The organism is Microbacterium sp. 1S1, assembly GCF_008271365.1.
In the GTDB taxonomy this organism is placed as follows: domain Bacteria; phylum Actinomycetota; class Actinomycetes; order Actinomycetales; family Microbacteriaceae; genus Microbacterium.
On sequence record NZ_CP043430.1, the window covers coordinates 24,417 to 43,023 of the forward strand.

The window sequence follows — 18,607 nt, forward strand, 5'->3', positions numbered from 1 at the left end:
GATGTCCCGCCCCGACACCGCATCGACGCCGCCGACCCGCGAGCGCACCCGTCGCCGTTCCTGGTTGCGTGTGTTCCTTCCCGTCGCCCTCATCCTGGTGTGGTTGGCGGGCGCCTCCTTCGGCGGTCCGCTCTTCGGCAAGGTCGACGAGGTGTCGTCGAACGACCAGACCACGTACCTGCCGGAGTCCGCGGACGCGACCACCGTGCAGCAGCTCCTCGGCGAGTTCACGGACAGCGACGCCATCCCGGCGATCGCGGTCTTCACCTCGGACGAGGAGCTGACGCCGTCCGAGCTCGAAGCCATCTCGGAGGCCGTCGCCGACGCACCCGACGTCGAGGGCGTCGCCGACGACGTCTCCCCGGCGCTCCCGTCCGAGGACGGCCGCGCCGTGCAGGCCTTCATCCCCATCGACGGAGACGCCGAGCTCAGCGACGCGACGACCGCCCTCGGCGACGAGCTGCGCGCCGCCGTACCCGACGGCATCACGGTCTACATCACCGGACCCGCGGGCTTCACCGCCGACCTCGCTGCCGGATTCGCGGGCATCGACGGCCTGCTCCTCGGCGTCGCCCTGCTCGCCGTGCTCGTGATCCTCGTGCTTGTGTATCGGTCGTTCCTGCTGCCGCTCGTGGTGCTCTCCACGAGCCTGTTCGCGCTGTGCGTCGCGCTCCTCGTGGTGTGGTGGCTGGCGAAGTGGGAGATCCTCCTGCTCAGCGGGCAGACCCAGGGCATCCTCTTCATCCTCGTGATCGGCGCCGCCACCGACTACGCGCTGCTCTTCGTCGCGCGCTTCCGGGAGGAGCTGCGGGTCGCGCAGGACAAGGGCGTCGCGCTCCTGGCCGCGTGGAAGGGGTCCGTCGAGCCGATCGTCGCCTCCGGCGGCACGGTGATCGCCGGCCTCCTGTGCCTCCTGCTCAGCGACCTGAAGTCGAACAGCACCCTGGGACCCGTCGCCGCGATCGGCATCGTGTTCGCCATGCTCTCCGCCCTCACGCTGCTGCCCGCGCTGCTGCTCCTGTTCGGACGGGCGGCCTTCTGGCCCCGGCGGCCCCGCTTCGAGCCGGACGTGGTCGCGGAGGAGCACGGCATGCGCACCACCGGTCTCTGGGCACGTCTCTCGGGTCTCATCAAGAAGCGCCCCCGTGTCATCTGGATCGTCACCACCCTGGTCCTCCTCGCCGGAGCAGCGGGCGTGACGCAGCTCGATGCGCAGGGGGTACCGCAGTCGGACCTCGTGCTGGGAGCCTCGGAGGCGCGCGACGGCCAGGTCGCGCTCGGCGAGCACTTCCCCGGCGGCTCGGGGAGCCCCGTCTCCGTGGTGGTGGACGAGGACCGGCTGCAGGACGCCGCCGACGTGCTCCTCGCGAACGACGGGGTCGACGGGGTGACCGTCACCGCGGCCGACGCTCCGAGCGGCTCCGCGCCGGTCACCGAAGACGGCATCGCCGCCGTGGGTCCGCCCGGTACTCCGGCGCCGGAGCCGACGACGGTCGACGGCCAGGTGCTCCTGCAGGGGACTCTGACGGACGCCGCCGACTCCGCTGCTGCGGCATCCACCGTGCGCGAGCTGCGCGGGGAACTCGACGACATCGGAGCCGTGGTGGGCGGGGTGACGGCCACTTCGATCGACACGAACGACGCGTCCATCCACGACCGCAACCTCATCATCCCGGTGATCCTCGTCGTGATCATGGTGATCCTGATGCTGCTGCTGCGTTCGATCCTCGCACCGGTGCTGCTGATCCTCACCACGGTGCTGTCGTTCGGCACGGCCATGGGCGTCTCGGCGCTCGTGTTCAACGGCGTCTTCGACTTCCCCGGCGCCGACCCTGCCGTCCCGCTCTACGGCTTCGTGTTCCTCGTCGCCCTCGGCATCGACTACAACATCTTCCTCATGACGCGCGTGCGCGAGGAGTCGAAGCAGCACGGCACCAGGGAGGGCATCCTCCGAGGGCTCTCCATCACGGGCGGCGTCATCACCTCCGCCGGGCTGGTGCTCGCGGCGACGTTCGCCGCGCTGTCCGTGATCCCGATCCTGTTCCTCGTGCAGCTCGCGTTCATCGTGGCGTTCGGTGTGCTGCTGGACACCTTCGTGGTGCGCTCGCTGCTCGTCCCCGCGCTGACGTACGACATCGGTAAGGCCATCTGGTGGCCGTCGAAGCTCTGGCGGAACGGCAAGAGCTGAGGCTTGCGGAAGCGGGGTGCCCTCGACAGGATTCGAACCTGCGACCTGCCCTTTAGGAGAGGGCTGCTCTATCCTGCTGAGCTACGAGGGCGCGCTGCCAGTCTACGGGACCACGGCCGCGCACCCTCGCGCCGGCACGGGTCAGGCGGCGAGAGCGAGGTAGGGCTCCCAGCGCGGGTCGCTGCGCTCCACGCCGCGCACCGTCCACGCCGTCCCGTGCGGCGGTCGCGGCGTGAACCGCAGCTGCCACCGCATCTCCTGCGGGGTCCGGTTGCTCTTGAGATTGTTGCAGCGCAGACAGCAGGCGACGAGGTTCTCCCAGGAGTCCGCACCTCCCCGAGAACGTGGAAGGACGTGGTCGATGGTCGCCGCGGTCTTGCCGCAGTAGCCGCAGCGATGCCCGTCCCGCCGCAGCACCCCGCGACGGGTCACCGGCACGCGCCGACTCGTGGGCACGCGCACGTAGCGGGAGAGGATGATCACCGCCGGGCGATCGTACGCGCCGTGGGTGCCCCAGACGGGGTCATCCTCGACGCGTTCGATGACCGTCGCCTTGTCGTTCATGACCAGGACGAGGGCCCGCTTGAAGGACACGATCGCCAGGGGCTCGTATCCGGCGTTCAGGACCAGTGTGCGCATTCGTCATCCTCTCGATCCGCCGGGACGGCTTCCCGGCACTCTCGACTCACACGACGTCGTGCAGGAGGAAGAGCGTTCGAAGGGACGAAAAAAGGCGCCGTCTACAGACGGCGCCTTTCGCGCGCGGCAGCGCGGCCTCCCTGCGGGCAATGCCGAAGGACGTGACGACCGAGAGCGTCCATGGTTCGGATGCTCGGTGTTCGCTCCATCAGCCTCTCCCGCCTGTATGACGACGGGTTCAGGCTAACCCATCCCGCGGGGACCGAGGCGGAACGGGAGATGAATGCTCGAGAACGTGTCCGGTCTCAGCCCGCGTTGACGGAGAGCCAGGACATCGGCTCGACGAGACCGCCGTTGATCCAGACCTCGAAGTGGAGGTGGTTCGCGGTCGAGCGCCCGGTGCTGCCCACGTAGCCGATCAGCTGGCCCGCGGCGACGGTCTGCCCGGCCTGCACCTGACGCGACCCGTAGAGCATGTGACCGTAGGTGGTCTGCACGCGCTGCCCGCCCACGACACTGTCCAGCATCACGGCGACGCCGTAGCCACCGATGCTCTCGGCGGATGCCCGGACGACGCCGGCGGCGGCGGCGTAGATCGGAGTGCCGGCCGGTGCGAGCATGTCGGCGCCGTTGTGACCGCCGCCGATGGTGCGGCTGACGTTCCACGAACCGAGCGGCAGCGGATAGCGGACCTGGCCGGAGCCGGGGGCCACGAGGGCGTAACCGGCGGTGTTGAAGTTGCCGGAGGACGGTGCGGAGGCGGACGCGGCGGCCGCGGCGGCGCGGGCCGCAGCAGCGGCTGCCTCTTCAGCCTTCTTCTTCTCGATCTCCTCGGGCGTCGTCGCGGTGAAGGTCCCGCGGACGAGCGGAGCGGCCGTGGCTTCGGAGGCGACGACGAGCGACTGCGCATCGACCGCGGCGAGCTGCTGGACCGTCTGCGCGGTCGCGTCGGTCGGCTTGGACGCCGCGTACGCGGGCAGGGCGACTGCGGCGACGAGGGCGCCGACGGCGCCGAAGATCGCCACCGACCGGAGAGGGGCTGCGATCTTCCGAGCGTTCACTCGTGCACCGGTGCGACGGGCGGGTACTCGATCTTCAGATGTCTTCGCGGTCGGTTCGATGTCTGCGGCCAAAACGTGGTCCTCCTGAGCCTTCGCACCTCGGGCGGCGCTGGCCCGTCGACATTCTCCCCAGGGCAGGGGTGCACTGCTCGGGTTCGAGTGCGTCCCTTTCGGGAAGACGACGAGCCGGAAGGCGGATCTTCGCGGTTCGCCCCCAGCGGGCTTCTTCGCTGAGGACCTGACCGAGGTTACCGGAAGATAACGATCGTGTCACCCTGAGAAACTGACAATCCCCGGTGAGGCCGTTCAGGCAGGCTCGCCGACGAGGAAGATGTGGGACGCCAGCTCCACGGGGAGCTCGAGGCCCTCGTCCTTTCCGTCCATCTGGATGAGCACGTAGCCCTCGTTGAAACGGAAGTCGCCGCGGGCGCCGGGGACGACGCCCGCGTCACGCAACTGCTCCAGGAGTTCGGGGTCGACCTGCGCCGGCTCCGCGAGGCGGCGGACCGTCCCCTCGACGGGCTCACCGGCGGCGTTCAGGCGCTGGACGAGCCCGACGACCCCCTCGTCGAAGGTGCGCGCAGGAAGGTCGCCGAGCTGGTCGAGGCCGGGGATGGGGTTGCCGTACGGCGACTCCGTAGGGTGCCCGAGCAATTCGACGAGACGGCGCTCCACCTGCTCGCTCATGACGTGCTCCCAGCGGCAGGCCTCTTCGTGCACGAATGCCCAGTCGAGTCCGATCACGTCGGACAGCAGCCGCTCGGCGAGGCGGTGCTTGCGCATCACGTCGACCGCCTTGCGACGGCCGGCGTCGGTGAGCTCGAGCGTGCGGTCCTCGGACACCACGACCAGACCGTCCCGCTCCATGCGTCCGACGGTCTGCGAGACGGTGGGCCCCGAGTGGCCGAGGCGCTCCGAGATCCGCGCCCGCAGCGGCACGATGTTCTCCTCCTCGAGTTCGAGGATGGTGCGGAGATACATCTCCGTGGTGTCGATCAGATCGGTCATGTGGGCCCTCCGAAGTTCTTAGGCAAGCCTACATTCCTCCGCGGACATCGGATCGGCGCCCCGACGAAGGAGGTCCGGCGCTCCCCTAGAATCAACCCATGGCGATCGAGATTCCCCGTGACCTCCTGCCCGCTGACGGCCGCTTCGGCTGCGGTCCTTCGAAGGTGCGCGGTGCGCAGCTCGAGTCGCTCGTCACGACGGGAGCCTCCATCCTCGGGACCTCGCACCGCCAGGCACCGGTGAAGAACCTCGTCGGGAGCGTCCGTGAGCAGCTCGCGGCGCTCTTCCGCCTGCCCGAGGGATACGAGATCATCCTGGGCAACGGCGGGTCGACCGCGTTCTGGGATGCGGCCGCCTTCGGCCTCATCGAGCACCGCAGCCAGAACCTCGTCTTCGGCGAGTTCGGCGGCAAGTTCGCCAAGGCCGCGGGAGCCCCCTGGCTCGAGGCTCCGGACGTGCGCTCCGCCGAGCCCGGCTCGCGGGTCGCGCCGGAGATCGTCGAGGGCGTCGATGTCTACGCCTGGCCGCACAACGAGACCTCCACAGGGGTCGCGGCGCCGATCGAGCGGGTCCGCGCGGAGGGCGCTCTCACGGTGATCGACGCGACGAGCGCCGCGGGCGGAATCGACTTCGACGTGACGCAGGCCGACGTCTACTACTTCGCCCCGCAGAAGAACCTCGGGTCGGACGGGGGCCTCTGGTTCGCCGCCGTCTCCCCTGCCGCGATCGACCGCATCGAGCGGATCGCGGCCTCCGGCCGATACATCCCGGAGTTCCTGAGCCTGAAGCACGCGGTGGACAACTCGCGGCTCAACCAGACCCTCAACACCCCGGCTCTGACGACGCTGCTCCTCCTGGACAGTCAGCTCCAGTGGATCATCGACAACGGCGGACTCGCGTGGGCGGCCGCGCGGACGGCCGAGTCGTCTTCGGTGCTGTACGACTGGGCAGAGGCCTCCGCGGTGGCGACGCCCTTCGTCGGCGATCCCGCCCACCGCTCCCCCGTGGTCGCCACGATCGACTTCGACGAGAGCGTCGACGCGGCGGCGATCGCCAAGGCGCTGCGCGCCAACGGGATCGTGGACACCGAGCCCTACCGCAAGCTCGGCCGCAACCAGCTCCGCGTGGCGACGTTCGTCTCGATCGAGCCGGACGACGTCCGTCAGCTCACCCGCGCCATCGACTTCGTGCAGGGGAATCTGGGCGGCTGACCGCCCGGATCACTCCTCCTCGTCGCCGGCGTCCGCATCGCGGGCGTCGGCGTCGTCGTCCTCAGCGTCGTCGTCCTCATCGGCGTCGACCTCAGCGTCGTCGTCCTCATCGGCGTCGACCTGGGCGGAGTCGTCCAGTTCGTCGATGTCGACGCCGTCGAGGTCACCTGCGTGGAGGATGTCGGACGTGTCGTCGTCCAGGTCGTCCTCGTCGAGGGAGTCCTCGTCCGTGAGCTCGTCGTCGTCGCTCTCCGCGGGCTCGCCGTCGTCCGCCGCGGCGGCCGCTTCGGCCAGCTCGGCCTGGTGCGCGCGGTATTCGGCGAGTCGCTCCGCCCACGGGACCCACTCCGGGGCGAGCAACGCGCCCTCGCCCGGCAGCAGTTCGACCTCCAGGACCGTGGGCTCCGCGTCCTCGACTCGGGCGACCGTCACGGTCCAGTACCAGCCCGGATAGCCGGGAAGGCGATTCACGAACCGGAGGGAGACGGACCCGTCGTCCTCCGGAAGGAAGCCGGCGGCCGGCCCGATGGTCGACGCAGGAGTGATCTCGCGCAGGGCGGCCAGCGCGAGATCGTGCGCCTCGACGAGACGGGCGTCGGCCTCAGGCTTCGAGGTCATCGGCGACCTTGCGAAGAACGGCGGCGATCTTGCGGCCGTGGCTGGAGGAGGGATAACGGCCGCGACGCAGATCGCCGCCGATGCCGTCGAGGAGCTTCACGAGGTCTTCGACGATGATGGCCATGTCGTCGGCCGGCTTGCGCTTCGCCTTCGCCAGGCTCGGCGGGGCTTCCAGCACCCGCACGGACAGCGCCTGCAGTCCGCGCTTGCCGTCGGCGACACCGAACTCCACGCGCGCGCCCGCCTTCACAGCGGTACCGGCCGGCATCGCGGAGGCGTGCAGGAAGACATCCTGGCCGTCATCGCTGGCGATGAAGCCGAAACCCTTGTCTTCGTCGTAGAACCTGACCTTGCCGGTGGGCATGGGAGAACCTCGCTGGGATCGAATGCAGAACGGAGCGCGCTCATGCGCGTGCCTCCAGCCTACCGCTCGCGGGCGGGTCGGAACCGCTGCCGCGCGTGCGAGTAGGCTGGGGCGGATGAGCACGAAGAGCCCCGGACCGGAGGTCCCCATCCGCCGGATCGACCGCATCCTGGCGTTCACCGCGCTCGGCATCGCCGCCGCCGCGGTGATCTGCTTCTTCATCATCATCATCGGCACGGCGCTCGGTATGGACCGGGCCGCGTTCGGCGAAGGACTGTGGCCGGTGATCGCGGCGATCCCCTACTGGGGCCTTCCGCTCGCGTTCGTGATGATCATCGTGCTGCTGGTGATGAGCTTCGTGCGGAAGGGGCGCGCCGAGTCGCGTCGCTGAGGCCGCACCCATGAGCACGCACGCACGACCGCTGGCCGATCACCTGGCCGCGGCGAGCGATGCCGAGCTGGCCGCGCTGTTCGCCGCCCGCGGTGTGCGCCCGGACGCCGGATGGCAGGACTTCTTCGACGCGGCCGAGTCGTTGCTCGATGTTGCCTCGGTGGCCCGCGCCCTTCCCTCGCTCACGGCATCCGAGGCGGCCGCGTTGGTCGATGCCGTCGCGGGGCACGACGCCGGCGCCGAGCGGGAAGCCCTCACGGCGCTCGGCCTGCTGCGCCACGACGGTGCACCGCACCCGCCCGTCGCGGAGGCCGCCGCGGGGAGGAGCCGCCCCACACCGCTCGACGAGGCGCCCGCGCCGACCGCGACGGAGACGGTGGCCGCCCACGCCGCGGAGCGCGCCTTCACCACCGTGGGTGTGCTCGCCGACATCCTGCTCCTCGCCAGGGAGCAGCCCTTCGCGCTGCTGATGGGCGGCGCGGTGAGCGCCGGGCAGAAGCGGCAGCTCGCTGAGGCCGGTGTGGACGTCGACGACGTGGACGCGCTCGTCGCGCTCGCGCTCCGCGCCGATCTGGCCACCCCCGTCGACCGGCTCCTGCGAACGACCCCTGTCGCCGAGGGATGGCTCCGCTCCTCCGCGGCCGAGCGCTGGGCGCACCTGGCGACGGCGTTCCGTGACACCCTCCCCCGTGGCGTGCGCTCGTCCGCGGGAGGCTGGGTGCCCCCGGCGGCGTGGCCACGCGCCCACCCGTGGGATCCGTCCTGGCCGGAGGAGGCAGCACGGCAGGTCGAGGCCGCCCGCCTCCTCGGACTCGTCGCCGAGGACGGCTCGGAGCCTCCCTGGGCGCACGCGCTCGGGCGCGGCGGCACCGCGGAGCCCTCCGCCCTGTCCGCCCTCCTGCCCGCGGAGGTCGACCGGATCTTCCTCCAGAACGACCTGACCGCGATCGCGCCCGGCCCGCTGCTGCCGTCGCTCGACGTGCGCCTGCGCACCATGGCTCGTCGCGAGTCCGCCGCGCAGGCCTCGTCGTATCGGTTCACCGCGGAGTCGGTGGCCCACGCTTTCGCGGCCGGAGAGGATGAGGGGTCGATCCTGGAGTTCCTCGGCGGCATCTCGCTCACGGGCATCCCGCAGCCGCTCGGCTACCTCGTCGCGCAGACCGCCCAGCGTCATGGCCTCGTGCGCGTCTCGGTGGACGAGGAGACCGGGCGCACACGGGTGGAGAGCTCGGACCCGCATCTCCTCGAGGCCATGGCCGTCGACCAGTCGCTGCGCCCGCTCGGGCTCACCGCGCACGTCGGTTCATTGACGACGAAGGTCGGACAGGACACCGTCTACTGGGCCCTCACCGACGCTCGTTACCCCGCGACGCTGGTCGACCGCGACGGCGCCGTCACCATACGGACACGCCATCCGGCGGCCTCCCCGGATCCCGTTGCGGCTCCCGATTACGGGCCGCTGATCGCCCGGCTCCGCGCGCACCAGGGCCCCGACGCCGATGCCGCGTGGCTCGGCCGCGAGCTGGAGGCGGCCGTCCGGGCGAAAGCGGTGCTCCGGGTGACGGTCGGCATGCCAGACGGGTCCACCAGGGATCTCCTGCTCGAGGCCACCGGTCTCGGCGGCGGACGGCTGCGCGGGAGGGACAGGGCGGCCGACGTCGAGCGCACCCTGCCCGTGTCGAGCATCAGGGCCGCGACCGTCGTCCCGACCTAGGCCCCGTGGCATCGAGGGCCGGTAGACTGGTCTGCTATGTCTGATGGCCCCCTGATCGTCCAGAGCGACCGCACCGTGCTGCTCGAGGTCGCCCACGCCGACGCCGAGAGCGCCCGGCACGAGCTCGCGATCTTCGCAGAGCTGGAGCGCGCCCCCGAGCACATCCACACCTACCGGATCACGCGGCTCGGGCTGTGGAACGCCCGTGCCGCCGGGCACACCGCCGAGGACATGCTCGAGACACTCGACCGCTGGTCCCGTTTCCCGGTCCCGCCCTCGGTCGCCGTCGACCTGCGCGAGACGGTCAATCGCTATGGGCGCCTCGTCATCGAGCGCGACGAGGAGGGCGTGCTCATCCTGCGCTCCTCCGACCCCGCGGTGCTGGCGCAGGTCGCGAACAACAAGCGCATCCAGCCGCTGCTCATCGGGCACCCGACGCCGGAGACCTTCGTCGTGGATGCGTGGGCTCGCGGTCAGATCAAACAGGAGCTGCTGAAGATCGGATGGCCGGCCGAGGACCTGGCCGGCTACACCCCGGGTACTCCGCACGAGATCGAGCTGGCGGAGGACGGTTGGGCCATCCGCCCGTACCAGCAGGATGCCGTCGACGCCTTCGCCAAGGACGGGTCCGGCGTGGTGGTGCTCCCCTGCGGTGCGGGCAAGACGATCGTCGGTGCGGGGGCCATGGCCGCCACCAAGACCACGACACTGATCCTCGTGACGAACACGGTCTCCGCGCGACAGTGGCGGGACGAGCTCCTCAAGCGCACGAGCCTGACCCCCGAGGAGATCGGCGAGTACTCCGGGCAGGCCAAGGAGGTCAAGCCCGTCACGATCGCGACCTATCAGATCCTCACGGCGAAGCGGAAGGGCGAGTACGCCCACCTCGCCCTCCTGGATGCCCTCGACTGGGGGCTCATCGTGTACGACGAGGTCCACCTGCTCCCGGCGCCGGTGTTCAAGCTCACGGCCGATCTGCAGGCGCGGCGCCGGATCGGACTGACCGCGACCCTGGTCCGCGAGGACGGGCGTGAGGGCGACGTGTTCAGCCTCATCGGCCCGAAGCGCTTCGACGCGCCCTGGAAGCAGATCGAGGCACAGGGCTTCATCTCGCCGGCGGCCTGCTTCGAGGTGCGGGTCGACCTGCCCCCGGCCGACCGGCTGGAGTACGCCGCCGCGACGGACGACGAACGCTACCGCCTGGCGGCCTCGGCGCCCGCGAAGATCGAAGCGGTGCGCGAACTGATCGCCGCCCACCAGGGTGAGCAGATCCTCGTGATCGGTCAGTACCTCGACCAGCTCGACGCGCTCTCCCAAGCGCTCGACGCCCCGCAGATCACCGGGTCCACCCCGGTCGAGGAGCGGGAGGAGCTGTACCGGGCCTTCCGCGAGGGCGACATCTCCCTGCTCGTGGTGTCGAAGGTCGCGAACTTCTCCATCGACCTCCCCGAGGCGTCGGTCGCCATCCAGGTATCCGGCTCGTTCGGCTCCCGGCAGGAGGAGGCCCAGCGGCTCGGGCGGCTGCTCCGTCCCAAGCAGTCCGGCCACACCGCGAGCTTCTACACGCTCGTGGCCCGCGACACGATCGACCAGGACTACGCGCAGAACCGGCAGCGGTTCCTCGCGGAGCAGGGGTACAGCTACACGATCATGGACGCCGAGGCGATCGCCGCCTGACGCACGAGGCGGCGCTCAGCCGCGCAGCACCCGCGGAAGTCGATGCGTCCCCGGCGCGCGCTCCGTGAGCGGCGCGGTCCGGGCGATCCCGCGGCGACGCGCCCAGCGGTCCGCGACGACGGCGAAGACGATCATCGCGAGGGCGGAGCCGAGCAGGTCGACCGGCGTTCCGGAGGTCGCGTTCGCGTCGACCAAGGCGACGGAGCCCAGCAGGAAGATGAGCAGATTGTTCACGATGTGCAGCGCGATCGCCGCCTCCAGGCCGCCCGTGCGCCACGTGAGCCAGGCGGCGACGACGGCGAAGAGCCCGACGCTCGCCGCGCCCCACACGTCGTAGCCGTGCCCCAGGACGAACAACGGGACGGGAAGCAGGATCGCGAAGGCCGGATGGCGCAGCCAGCTCCCGACGAGCTGCATCAGATACCCCCGGAAGACGTACTCCTCAGCGGCCGCCTGGAACGGGATGAGCACGAGCAGGAGCACCACCATGAGGAGGAGCCCGGGGTGGGAGAAGTCCGGCCGCACCGGGTCCCCCGTCGCCGCCGACCAGCCCAGCACCACGGCGAAGTACACGACGAACACCCCGAACGCCAGTCCGAGGGACCGCCAGAGCCACCCCATGCGCAGCCGGCCCGTGACCGACGACAGGAAGCCGACGCCCCGTCCCTGTACCACCCGCGAGGCCAGCAGCAGGGCGGGGATCATGAGGATGAGCGGCAGCACCAGCGCCACGAGGAGCCACGGTCGATCCAACTGGAAATACGCGGTGGTCCGGAACAGCATCTGCAGCTCGGCACCCCACCCCGGGACGAGGGCCGCCACCATCGCGAGCGGCGCGATGACGAGCACGAGGATCGCGAGGTAGAAGGCGATGCCGAGAAGACCGGTGAGAAGCGGCTTCCACCACCGAGGGCGGGGGCGGAGCGACGCGAGGCGGTGGTACTCGAGCCCGGCGTCCGGGGCCGGGGACGGCGGGGCGGACGGGGGGACGGGGGCGGCGACGGCGTCCTCGATCGAGCTCATACCTCGATCCTCCCCTGCGCGGCTCTGCGGCGCATCCACCCGTCGACGGACTGCCGACTCGGCGCCGTTCCGCAGGATAATCAGCCCGCGCATGGCCGGAGTCACCATAATGGGGTCATGACTGCTGCGCGCATCCTGGTCGTCGACGACGAACCCAACATCCGCGACCTGCTCTCCACGGGTCTCAGCTTCGCCGGGTTCCAGGTGAAGACGGTGGCCAACGGCGCCGCCACGATCTCGGCCGTCCTCGAGGAGGAGCCGGACCTCATCATCCTCGACGTCATGCTCCCCGACATGAACGGGTTCAGCGTGACCAAGCGCCTCCGCGGCGCCGGGTTCACCGCGCCCATCCTCTTCCTCACGGCGAAGGACGGCACCGAGGACAAGATCGAGGGGCTGAACGCCGGCGGCGACGACTACGTCACGAAGCCCTTCAGCCTGGACGAGATCGTCGCGAGAGCCCAGGCCATCCTCCGCCGCACGATGCAGGCCGACGAGGAGTCGATCATCCGCGCCGGAGAGCTCTCGATGGACCAGGACACGCACGACGTCCACGTCGGCAAGGAGCCCATCGACCTGAGCCCCACCGAGTTCAAGCTGCTCCGTTACCTCATGCTCAACCCGAACCGGGTGCTGTCGAAGGCGCAGATCCTCGATCACGTCTGGGAATACGACTTCAACGGCGATGCCGGCATCGTCGAGAGCTACATCTCGTACCTGCGCCGCAAGATCGACCCGCACACCGAGGAGTCGCTGATCCAGACGAAGCGCGGCTTCGGGTACATGCTCAAGGTGGGCAAGACGGTCTGAGACCGCCCCACCACCGCCGTTCGTCGACGGCACCGCCGCCGCAGCAGGGAGGACCGCATGGCGCACAAGCCGGATGCGGTCACCGCGTGGTGGCGGCGCATCAGCCTGCGCGCCAAGGTCACCGGGGTCACCGTGGCGGTGCTCGCGCTCGGCCTCCTCGTCGCCGGCATCGGCACCGTACCGCTCCTGCGGAACGCGCTCGTCGAGAACATCAACGCGCAGCTCCCTGCGCTCGTGACCAGCGACCTCGTCAACCGCTACTTCGACACGACGACGATCGACGGCGTCACGACCTACACCCCGCGCGACGAGAAGCCCCGTGACTTCTCCTTCGCCGTCTACGACGCCGAGGGCTCCCTCCGCGCGACCGCTCCCAGCGCGTCCGGCCGGGCACCGGTCTTCCCCGCGGAGTACTCGCTGTCGGACGCGCAGGCCAACGAGGATCAGGTGCTCGCGCTCGAGGACGCGAACGGCGGCGTGTACCACGCGGCCGCCGCGGTGGTGCAGCAGGAGGGCGACCCGCTCAGCATCCAGATGGTCGCGCTCCCCCTCGCTGAGGCGGACCGCATCATCAGCCAGTACTTCGGGATCTACATCACCATCGCGCTGATCACGATCTTCGTCGCCGCTCTGCTCACCCGAGGTCTCGTGACACTGACCTTCCGCCGGCTCGGACAGGTGGAGCAGACCGCCATGTCGATCGCCGCCGGCGACTTCCGCCAGAGGCTCACCGACCTCGAGCCGACGACGGAGGTCGGCCGGCTGAACGCGGCCATCAACACGATGCTGGACCGCGTCGATCGATCGTTGGCTCAGCGCGACCGTACGGTGCAGCACATGCGGCGGTTCATCGGCGATGCCAGCCATGAGCTGCGGACGCCCCTCGTCAGTGTTCGCGGGTACGCGGAGCTCTACCGCATGGGCGCGATCAAGGGCGAGGAGGACACCGCGCGGGCGATGGAGCGCATCGAGAAGGAGGCGATCCGGATGGGCGTCCTCGTCGAGGACCTGCTCGCCCTGGCCCGGCTCGACGAGGAGCGGGAGCCGCAGATCGTCCCCCTCGACCTACGCCCCATCGCCCGCGACGCCGCCCTGGACGTGCGTGCCGCCGCACCGGGACGCACGATCTCCGTCATCGACAGAACGCTGGAGAGCGTGCCGACCGCCCCCATCCGGACGACCGTCGTGCCGATCGAGCCCGAGCCCGCCCCGAAGGCCCGCCCGCGGGCCACTCTGTCGCGGCTGCGCCGCCGCGCCCGCCAGCCGGAGCAGCCCCCGGCGATCGACTTCAGCGAGGTGCCCGACATCCCCGTCCGCACGCCGCCGATCGTGCTCGGCGAGGAGAACAAGGTCCGCCAGGTCGTCACGAACCTCCTCGGCAACGCGCGACGCTTCTCCCCCGAGGACAGCCCCATCGAGATCGTCGTGGACTCGGATCGCGTCGCGGGCACCGCGAGCATCTCCATCGTCGACCACGGCGAAGGGGTCCCCCCGCAGATCCGCGAGCAGATCTTCGAGCGATTCTGGCGTGCCGACACCTCGCGTGCTCGCGAGACCGGAGGCTCTGGCCTCGGACTGGCGATCGTCGCCTCCATCCTGAAGGCGCTGAACGGCGACATCGCGGTGTCGGAGAGTCCCGGTGGCGGAGCGACCTTCACCGTGACGTTGCCCCTCGCGCCGGCTCGGTCGACGCCGGAGCACCTGCTGGAGGACACGCAGCCGCTGTACCCTCTCGACCTGCCGTAGGCAGCGCTCCTGCACCGAAGCTGCGACCGCGACCTTCTCCCCTGCATGCGGGACATCGTGCCGGCATCTCTCCGGCCGCACCCGCGCGGGACGTAGCCTCGAAGCTCCTCGGAAGGAGTTCCCATGACCGTCTTCACCGTCGACACCGACGCCGTCCACGCGGCAGAGGCCGCCACCCGTGCCACGATCGAGCGGCTGCGCACGGAGTCCGCCACTCTCATGTCGCAGCTCAGGCAGCTGCAGACCGTGTGGGTCGGTACCGCCTCCACCGCGTTCCAGGGGTGCGCTGAGCAGTGGCAGGGTGCCCAGCAGCACGTCGAGCTCGTCCTCGACGGGATCGGTACCTCGCTCGGGGCAGTAGCCACCCAGTACGCCGAAGCGGACCAATACTCGGCGAGCCTGTTCCGCTGACGGCACGCAGAAAGCCCCCGGCCGGAGCCGGGGGGCTTTCTGTGCGGAGACCGGAGTCCCTGATCCTGTCGAAGGATCAGAAGTCCATGCCACCCGTGGGGTCACCAGCGGGAGCAGCGGCCTTCTCCGGCTTGTCCGCGACGACGGCCTCCGTCGTCAGGAACAGGCCGGCGATCGACGCGGCGTTCTGCAGCGCGGAGCGCGTGACCTTGGCCGGGTCGATGATGCCCTGTGCGAACATGTCGCCGTACTCGCCGCTCGCGGCGTTCAGGCCCTGGCCCGCGGGGAGCTCGGAGACCTTGTTCGCCACGACACCCGGCTCGAGACCGGCGTTCAGAGCGATCTGCTTCAGCGGAGCCTCGATCGCGACGCGGACGATGTTCGCACCGGTCGCCTCGTCGCCCTCGAGCGACAGGGCGTCGAGCGCCTTCGTGCCGGACTGGATGAGCGCGACGCCACCACCGGGGACGATGCCCTCCTCGACGGCCGCCTTCGCGTTGCGGACGGCGTCCTCGATGCGGTGCTTGCGCTCCTTGAGCTCGACCTCGGTCGCGGCGCCCGCCTTGATGACGGCGACGCCACCGGCGAGCTTCGCCAGGCGCTCCTGCAGCTTCTCGCGGTCGTAGTCGCTGTCGGTGTTCTCGATCTCACGACGGATCTGCGTGACGCGACCCTCGATCTGGTCGGCCTCACCCGCACCCTCGACGATCGTGGTCTCGTCCTTGGTGACGATGACCTTGCGCGCACGACCGAGGAGGTCGAGCGTGGCGTTCTCGAGCTTGAGGCCCACCTCTTCGGTGATGACCTGGCCGCCCGTGAGGATCGCGATGTCCTGCAGCTGCGCCTTGCGGCGGTCGCCGAAGCCGGGGGCCTTGACGGCGACCGACTTGAAGATGCCCTTGAGCTTGTTCAGCACGAGCGTCGCGAGGGCCTCGCCCTCCACGTCCTCGGCGATGATGACGAGCTCCTTGCCGTCCTGGATCACCTTGTCGACGATGGGCAGCAGGTCCTTGATGTTCGAGACCTTCTGGTTCGCGATGAGGATGTACGGGTCCTCGAAGACGGCTTCCTGGCGCTCCGGGTCCGTGACGAAGTACGGGTTGAGGTAGCCCTTGTCGAAGCGCATGCCCTCGGTGAGCTCGAGCTCGGTGCCGAACGTCTGCGACTCCTCGACGGTGACGACGCCTTCCTTGCCGACCTTGTCGATCGCCTCGGCGATGAGCTCGCCGATCGCGGGGTCAGCGGCGGAGATGGACGCGGTCGCGGCGATCTGCTCCTTGGAGTCGATCTCCTTCGCGGTGCTCAGCAGCTCCTCGGTGATCGCGGCGACGGCCTTCTCGATGCCGCGCTTGAGCGAGATGGGGTCGGCGCCGGCAGCGACGTTGCGCAGACCTTCGCGGACCAGGGCCTGGGCGAGCACCGTGGCGGTCGTCGTGCCGTCACCGGCGACGTCGTCGGTCTTCTTGGCGACCTCCTTGACGAGCTCCGCACCGATCTTCTCGTACGGGTCGTCCAGCTCGATCTCCTTGGCGATGGAGACACCGTCGTTCGTGATCGTGGGGGCGCCCCACTTCTTCTCGAGCACGACGTTGCGACCACGCGGGCCGAGGGTCACCTTGACCGCGTCGGCGAGGATGTTGAGGCCACGCTCGAGGCCGCGGCGGGCCTCCTCATCGAAGGCGATGATCTTTGCCATGAGTTTTGTCGTCCCTCCTGGACGTAGACGGTGGGTTTAGCACTCAGAGTGAGAGAGTGCTAACGCCATTCTGGCACTCGACACCATCGAGTGCAAGCCGCGCGATCCGTCGGGGAGAGAGGCGTCAGGGCGCCGGAGTCTCGGGTGCCGACGCGGAGCGGTCGAGGCCGATGACGACGGTGAGCTGCTTCTGCCCATCGTCCGTCTGCCCCTCGTAGTAGTCGCTCTGCTGCACCTGGGCACCGCCGATGACGCCCGCCAGCCCCATCGCCGCCTCCTCGTCCTCGGCGCTGACGTAGTAGACGGTCGTCGTCTCGAAGTCATTGCTGGCGCTGTCGCTGGCGAGCACGGCTTCGGCCGGCCACCCGGCATTGACGAGGGTGTCCCGCATCTGCTCGTCCAGTCCGCTGTCCGGGGTCGCGTTGAGGATCAGCACGGAGTAGGCGGTATCGACCACGCCCGTCTCCTCCGGCGTCGGGGCCGCCGACGGGGCGGCCTCAGGGAAGAGCTCGATGCGACCCATCACGGCCAGAGAGCCGAAGATGCCGGCCACGATGAGCACGAGCGCGGCGACGAAAGACCACAGCAGCACGATCCAGCCGTTCATGCCCGGGGCTTCCGCGCGGTGTGCTCCTACGCGTCCGGTGGAACGGGGGACCTCGTCGAAACGGTCACGGGGGGGCTTGGACACCCCTCGATGCTAGCGGCACGTCCCTGGCAATCCGTTCCGCATGCCCCGCTTCCCGTCGCGCGGAGTCCGCTCACCCGGTGAAGCCGGGGATCCGCGCGGCGCGCCTGGCACCACGCGCGTCGCGGAGCCGTCGCAGGCGCCGGACGAGCATGGGATCGAACTCGAGGGCCGCCTCGGAGTCGATCAGCCGCCCGAGGAGCTGGTAGTACCGCGCCGCGCTCATGCCCAGCCGCGCCCGGATGACCTCCTCCTTCATGCCGCCGTGGCGCGGCCAGGCGGCCTCCAGGGCGAGGATCGCGCGATCGCGTTCCGTCAGGTGGTCTGCGGGCATGCCCTCAGGTTAGGTCGCCGATGCCCGATCGCCCGCGCGCCACTCCCAGCGAGCGCCGAGCGGATCGGCTGCAGTGAGGACTCGTCCGTCGAGCGCGACGACGAAACCGGGCCACGTCTCCGCCTCGACCGGGGGCTTCCACACGTCGAGCAGGGCAGGTGGGTCGATCGTGACCCATCGCGCCGGAAGCGCCGTGATCCGGGCGACCAGCTCCTCCCGGTCCGCCCGCGGGATGTGCACGAGCACGCCCGGCGTCGTGATCACCAGCGCCGCGTCCGGCGGGGCGGATCGTGCGAGGCGCTCCAGATGAGCGGCGGCATCGCCGGCGACGAGCAGCGGAGGATCGGCCGCGGCGATGTCGAGGGCGGCCGTGATGCGCTGCTCCCTCCCCTGCTCGCCCGGCCAGACGAGCGCGCGAAGCCAGCGCCGGTCCTCGTCGTCCGCGGCGTCCAGCGGAGCCAGGTCGATCCCCGCGCGCCAGACGACCTCGGGCATCCGCAACGGCGGCAGGTCGCCGGAGACGACGCACTCGAGCACCACCGGCGACGGACCGGCGACGGGATCGAGGGCGCGGCGGAGGGTGCCGTCCTCGTCGGTGAAGCGGTACGAGTAGCGGTCCGGATAGAGGCAGAGCCCCGCGGAGGCGCCCACTTCCAGCAGGGCGAGCGGCCCGTCGATCTCCGAGAGCGCGGGCAGCAGGGCCGCTGTCCGGAGGGGCTCGTTCGTCTGGAGCGCGCGTCTCGTGCACTCGTCGACGAACCGGTCTCCCGCCGCGAGGACGAACCGGCGCCACTCCCCGTAGGGCCCGTTTCCGGCACCGAGCAGGCGGGAGACCGCGAAGACGAGGGGAGGCTGCCTCCGGGTGGCGGGGATCCGCCGGAGTAGGTCACGGAGTTCCTCGTCCTCGGCGATGCCCGCAGCCCACTCGGCGTACAGGGCGCTGCGCCCCGGCGCTTCCTCCACCGCGAATCGGGCGTAGCGCTCCTGTACGGCGTCCGTCATGCGTCCATTCTGTCGCGGGGCGCCAC

At 70.2% G+C, this 18,607-nt stretch carries 18 protein-coding genes and 1 tRNA gene; 8 read left to right on the plus strand and 11 right to left on the minus strand.

The window, feature by feature from the left end:
- Position 1 precedes the first annotated feature (1 nt).
- Positions 2-2,188: an MMPL family transporter gene (locus FY549_RS00130; RefSeq protein WP_149083298.1), complete on the plus strand. Its 2,187-nt coding sequence runs from the start codon at positions 2-4 to the stop codon at positions 2,186-2,188.
- A 17-nt stretch (positions 2,189-2,205) separates the two neighbouring features.
- Here FY549_RS00130 and FY549_RS00135 read toward each other — a convergent pair.
- The 4 genes from FY549_RS00135 to FY549_RS00150 form a co-directional block, all read right to left on the minus strand.
- Positions 2,206-2,279 (minus strand) — tRNA-Arg (locus tag FY549_RS00135).
- 50 nt (positions 2,280-2,329) lie between these two features.
- Positions 2,330-2,827 (minus strand): HNH endonuclease, encoded by a 498-nt coding sequence (locus FY549_RS00140; RefSeq protein ID WP_149083299.1) that lies wholly within the window; start codon positions 2,825-2,827, stop codon positions 2,330-2,332.
- 305 nt (positions 2,828-3,132) lie between these two features.
- Complete coding sequence (locus FY549_RS00145) at positions 3,133-3,888, minus strand: M23 family metallopeptidase (protein ID WP_259614196.1); 756 nt, start codon at positions 3,886-3,888, stop codon at positions 3,133-3,135.
- Between the two features lie 306 nt (positions 3,889-4,194).
- A complete protein-coding gene (locus FY549_RS00150; protein WP_136031553.1) occupies positions 4,195-4,896 on the minus strand; it encodes a metal-dependent transcriptional regulator in 702 nt (233 codons plus the stop codon).
- Positions 4,897-4,994: 98 nt separating this feature from the next.
- On the opposite strand from FY549_RS00150, the gene serC reads away from it, so the two are divergent.
- The gene (serC, locus tag FY549_RS00155; protein ID WP_149083301.1) at positions 4,995-6,107 is read left to right on the plus strand and encodes a phosphoserine transaminase; all 1,113 of its coding nucleotides are present in this window, start codon (positions 4,995-4,997) and stop codon (positions 6,105-6,107) included.
- A gap of 9 nt (positions 6,108-6,116) precedes the next feature.
- Here serC and FY549_RS00160 read toward each other — a convergent pair whose 3' ends face one another.
- Together FY549_RS00160 and FY549_RS00165 are read right to left on the minus strand one after the other, a co-directional pair.
- On the minus strand, positions 6,117-6,725 hold the full coding sequence (locus tag FY549_RS00160; RefSeq protein WP_149083302.1) for a DUF3027 domain-containing protein: 609 nt from the start codon (positions 6,723-6,725) through the stop codon (positions 6,117-6,119).
- On the minus strand, positions 6,709-7,089 hold the full coding sequence (locus tag FY549_RS00165) for a cold-shock protein (RefSeq protein ID WP_149083303.1): 381 nt from the start codon (positions 7,087-7,089) through the stop codon (positions 6,709-6,711). Before FY549_RS00165 ends, FY549_RS00160 begins: the two co-directional genes overlap by 17 nt.
- 115 nt (positions 7,090-7,204) lie before the next feature.
- Here FY549_RS00165 and FY549_RS00170 point away from each other — a divergent pair, with 115 nt between their 5' ends.
- Genes FY549_RS00170 through FY549_RS00180 form a run of 3 tightly spaced genes read left to right on the plus strand, consistent with a single transcriptional unit; the run spans position 7,205 to position 10,871 of the window.
- Complete coding sequence (locus tag FY549_RS00170; RefSeq protein ID WP_149083304.1) at positions 7,205-7,480, plus strand: multidrug ABC transporter ATPase; 276 nt, start codon at positions 7,205-7,207, stop codon at positions 7,478-7,480.
- 10 nt (positions 7,481-7,490) lie between these two features.
- A complete protein-coding gene (locus FY549_RS00175) occupies positions 7,491-9,194 on the plus strand; it encodes a helicase-associated domain-containing protein (RefSeq protein ID WP_149083305.1) in 1,704 nt (567 codons plus the stop codon).
- 36 nt (positions 9,195-9,230) lie between these two features.
- Positions 9,231-10,871: a DNA repair helicase XPB gene (locus tag FY549_RS00180; protein WP_149083306.1), complete on the plus strand. Its 1,641-nt coding sequence runs from the start codon at positions 9,231-9,233 to the stop codon at positions 10,869-10,871.
- A 15-nt stretch (positions 10,872-10,886) separates the two neighbouring features.
- Here FY549_RS00180 and FY549_RS00185 read toward each other — a convergent pair whose 3' ends face one another.
- Entirely contained in the window at positions 10,887-11,894 is a 1,008-nt protein-coding gene (locus FY549_RS00185; RefSeq protein ID WP_149083307.1) for a CPBP family intramembrane glutamic endopeptidase, read from the minus strand.
- 117 nt (positions 11,895-12,011) lie between these two features.
- On the opposite strand from FY549_RS00185, the gene FY549_RS00190 reads away from it, so the two are divergent.
- The 3 genes from FY549_RS00190 to FY549_RS00200 all read left to right on the plus strand — a co-directional run bounded on the left by FY549_RS00190 (position 12,012) and on the right by FY549_RS00200 (position 14,861).
- Positions 12,012-12,704 carry a response regulator transcription factor gene (locus FY549_RS00190; protein ID WP_025105529.1) on the plus strand — a complete coding sequence of 231 codons (693 nt, stop codon included), beginning with the start codon at positions 12,012-12,014 and terminating at the stop codon, positions 12,702-12,704.
- A gap of 57 nt (positions 12,705-12,761) precedes the next feature.
- Positions 12,762-14,450 (plus strand): sensor histidine kinase, encoded by a 1,689-nt coding sequence (locus tag FY549_RS00195; protein ID WP_149083308.1) that lies wholly within the window; start codon positions 12,762-12,764, stop codon positions 14,448-14,450.
- Positions 14,451-14,573: 123 nt separating this feature from the next.
- On the plus strand, positions 14,574-14,861 hold the full coding sequence (locus FY549_RS00200; protein WP_149083309.1) for a WXG100 family type VII secretion target: 288 nt from the start codon (positions 14,574-14,576) through the stop codon (positions 14,859-14,861).
- A gap of 76 nt (positions 14,862-14,937) precedes the next feature.
- On the opposite strand, the gene groL is transcribed toward FY549_RS00200, so the two are convergent.
- The 4 genes from groL to FY549_RS00220 all read right to left on the minus strand — a co-directional run bounded on the left by groL (position 14,938) and on the right by FY549_RS00220 (position 18,581).
- Positions 14,938-16,557 (minus strand): chaperonin GroEL, encoded by a 1,620-nt coding sequence (groL, locus tag FY549_RS00205; RefSeq protein WP_025105526.1) that lies wholly within the window; start codon positions 16,555-16,557, stop codon positions 14,938-14,940.
- A 124-nt stretch (positions 16,558-16,681) separates the two neighbouring features.
- Complete coding sequence (locus tag FY549_RS00210; protein ID WP_200838986.1) at positions 16,682-17,248, minus strand: LytR C-terminal domain-containing protein; 567 nt, start codon at positions 17,246-17,248, stop codon at positions 16,682-16,684.
- A gap of 70 nt (positions 17,249-17,318) precedes the next feature.
- Positions 17,319-17,579, minus strand: coding sequence for a DUF3263 domain-containing protein (locus tag FY549_RS00215; protein ID WP_149083310.1), 261 nt, complete (start codon positions 17,577-17,579; stop codon positions 17,319-17,321).
- 9 nt (positions 17,580-17,588) lie between these two features.
- Positions 17,589-18,581, minus strand: a complete 993-nt coding sequence (locus tag FY549_RS00220; RefSeq protein ID WP_149083311.1) for a DUF2332 domain-containing protein — start codon at positions 18,579-18,581, stop codon at positions 17,589-17,591.
- Between the last annotated feature and the right edge of the window lie 26 nt (positions 18,582-18,607).

Coding starts and splice junctions, on each gene's coding strand:
- FY549_RS00130 (WP_149083298.1), top strand. CDS start 2: ATGTCCCGCCCCGACACCGCATCGACGCCGCCGACCCGCGAGCGCACC.
- FY549_RS00140 (WP_149083299.1), bottom strand. CDS start 2,827: ATGCGCACACTGGTCCTGAACGCCGGATACGAGCCCCTGGCGATCGTG.
- FY549_RS00150 (WP_136031553.1), bottom strand. CDS start 4,896: ATGACCGATCTGATCGACACCACGGAGATGTATCTCCGCACCATCCTC.
- serC (WP_149083301.1), top strand. CDS start 4,995: ATGGCGATCGAGATTCCCCGTGACCTCCTGCCCGCTGACGGCCGCTTC.
- FY549_RS00160 (WP_149083302.1), bottom strand. CDS start 6,725: ATGACCTCGAAGCCTGAGGCCGACGCCCGTCTCGTCGAGGCGCACGAT.
- FY549_RS00165 (WP_149083303.1), bottom strand. CDS start 7,089: ATGCCCACCGGCAAGGTCAGGTTCTACGACGAAGACAAGGGTTTCGGC.
- FY549_RS00170 (WP_149083304.1), top strand. CDS start 7,205: ATGAGCACGAAGAGCCCCGGACCGGAGGTCCCCATCCGCCGGATCGAC.
- FY549_RS00175 (WP_149083305.1), top strand. CDS start 7,491: ATGAGCACGCACGCACGACCGCTGGCCGATCACCTGGCCGCGGCGAGC.
- FY549_RS00180 (WP_149083306.1), top strand. CDS start 9,231: ATGTCTGATGGCCCCCTGATCGTCCAGAGCGACCGCACCGTGCTGCTC.
- FY549_RS00185 (WP_149083307.1), bottom strand. CDS start 11,894: ATGAGCTCGATCGAGGACGCCGTCGCCGCCCCCGTCCCCCCGTCCGCC.
- FY549_RS00190 (WP_025105529.1), top strand. CDS start 12,012: ATGACTGCTGCGCGCATCCTGGTCGTCGACGACGAACCCAACATCCGC.
- FY549_RS00195 (WP_149083308.1), top strand. CDS start 12,762: ATGGCGCACAAGCCGGATGCGGTCACCGCGTGGTGGCGGCGCATCAGC.
- FY549_RS00200 (WP_149083309.1), top strand. CDS start 14,574: ATGACCGTCTTCACCGTCGACACCGACGCCGTCCACGCGGCAGAGGCC.
- groL (WP_025105526.1), bottom strand. CDS start 16,557: ATGGCAAAGATCATCGCCTTCGATGAGGAGGCCCGCCGCGGCCTCGAG.
- FY549_RS00215 (WP_149083310.1), bottom strand. CDS start 17,579: ATGCCCGCAGACCACCTGACGGAACGCGATCGCGCGATCCTCGCCCTG.
- FY549_RS00220 (WP_149083311.1), bottom strand. CDS start 18,581: ATGACGGACGCCGTACAGGAGCGCTACGCCCGATTCGCGGTGGAGGAA.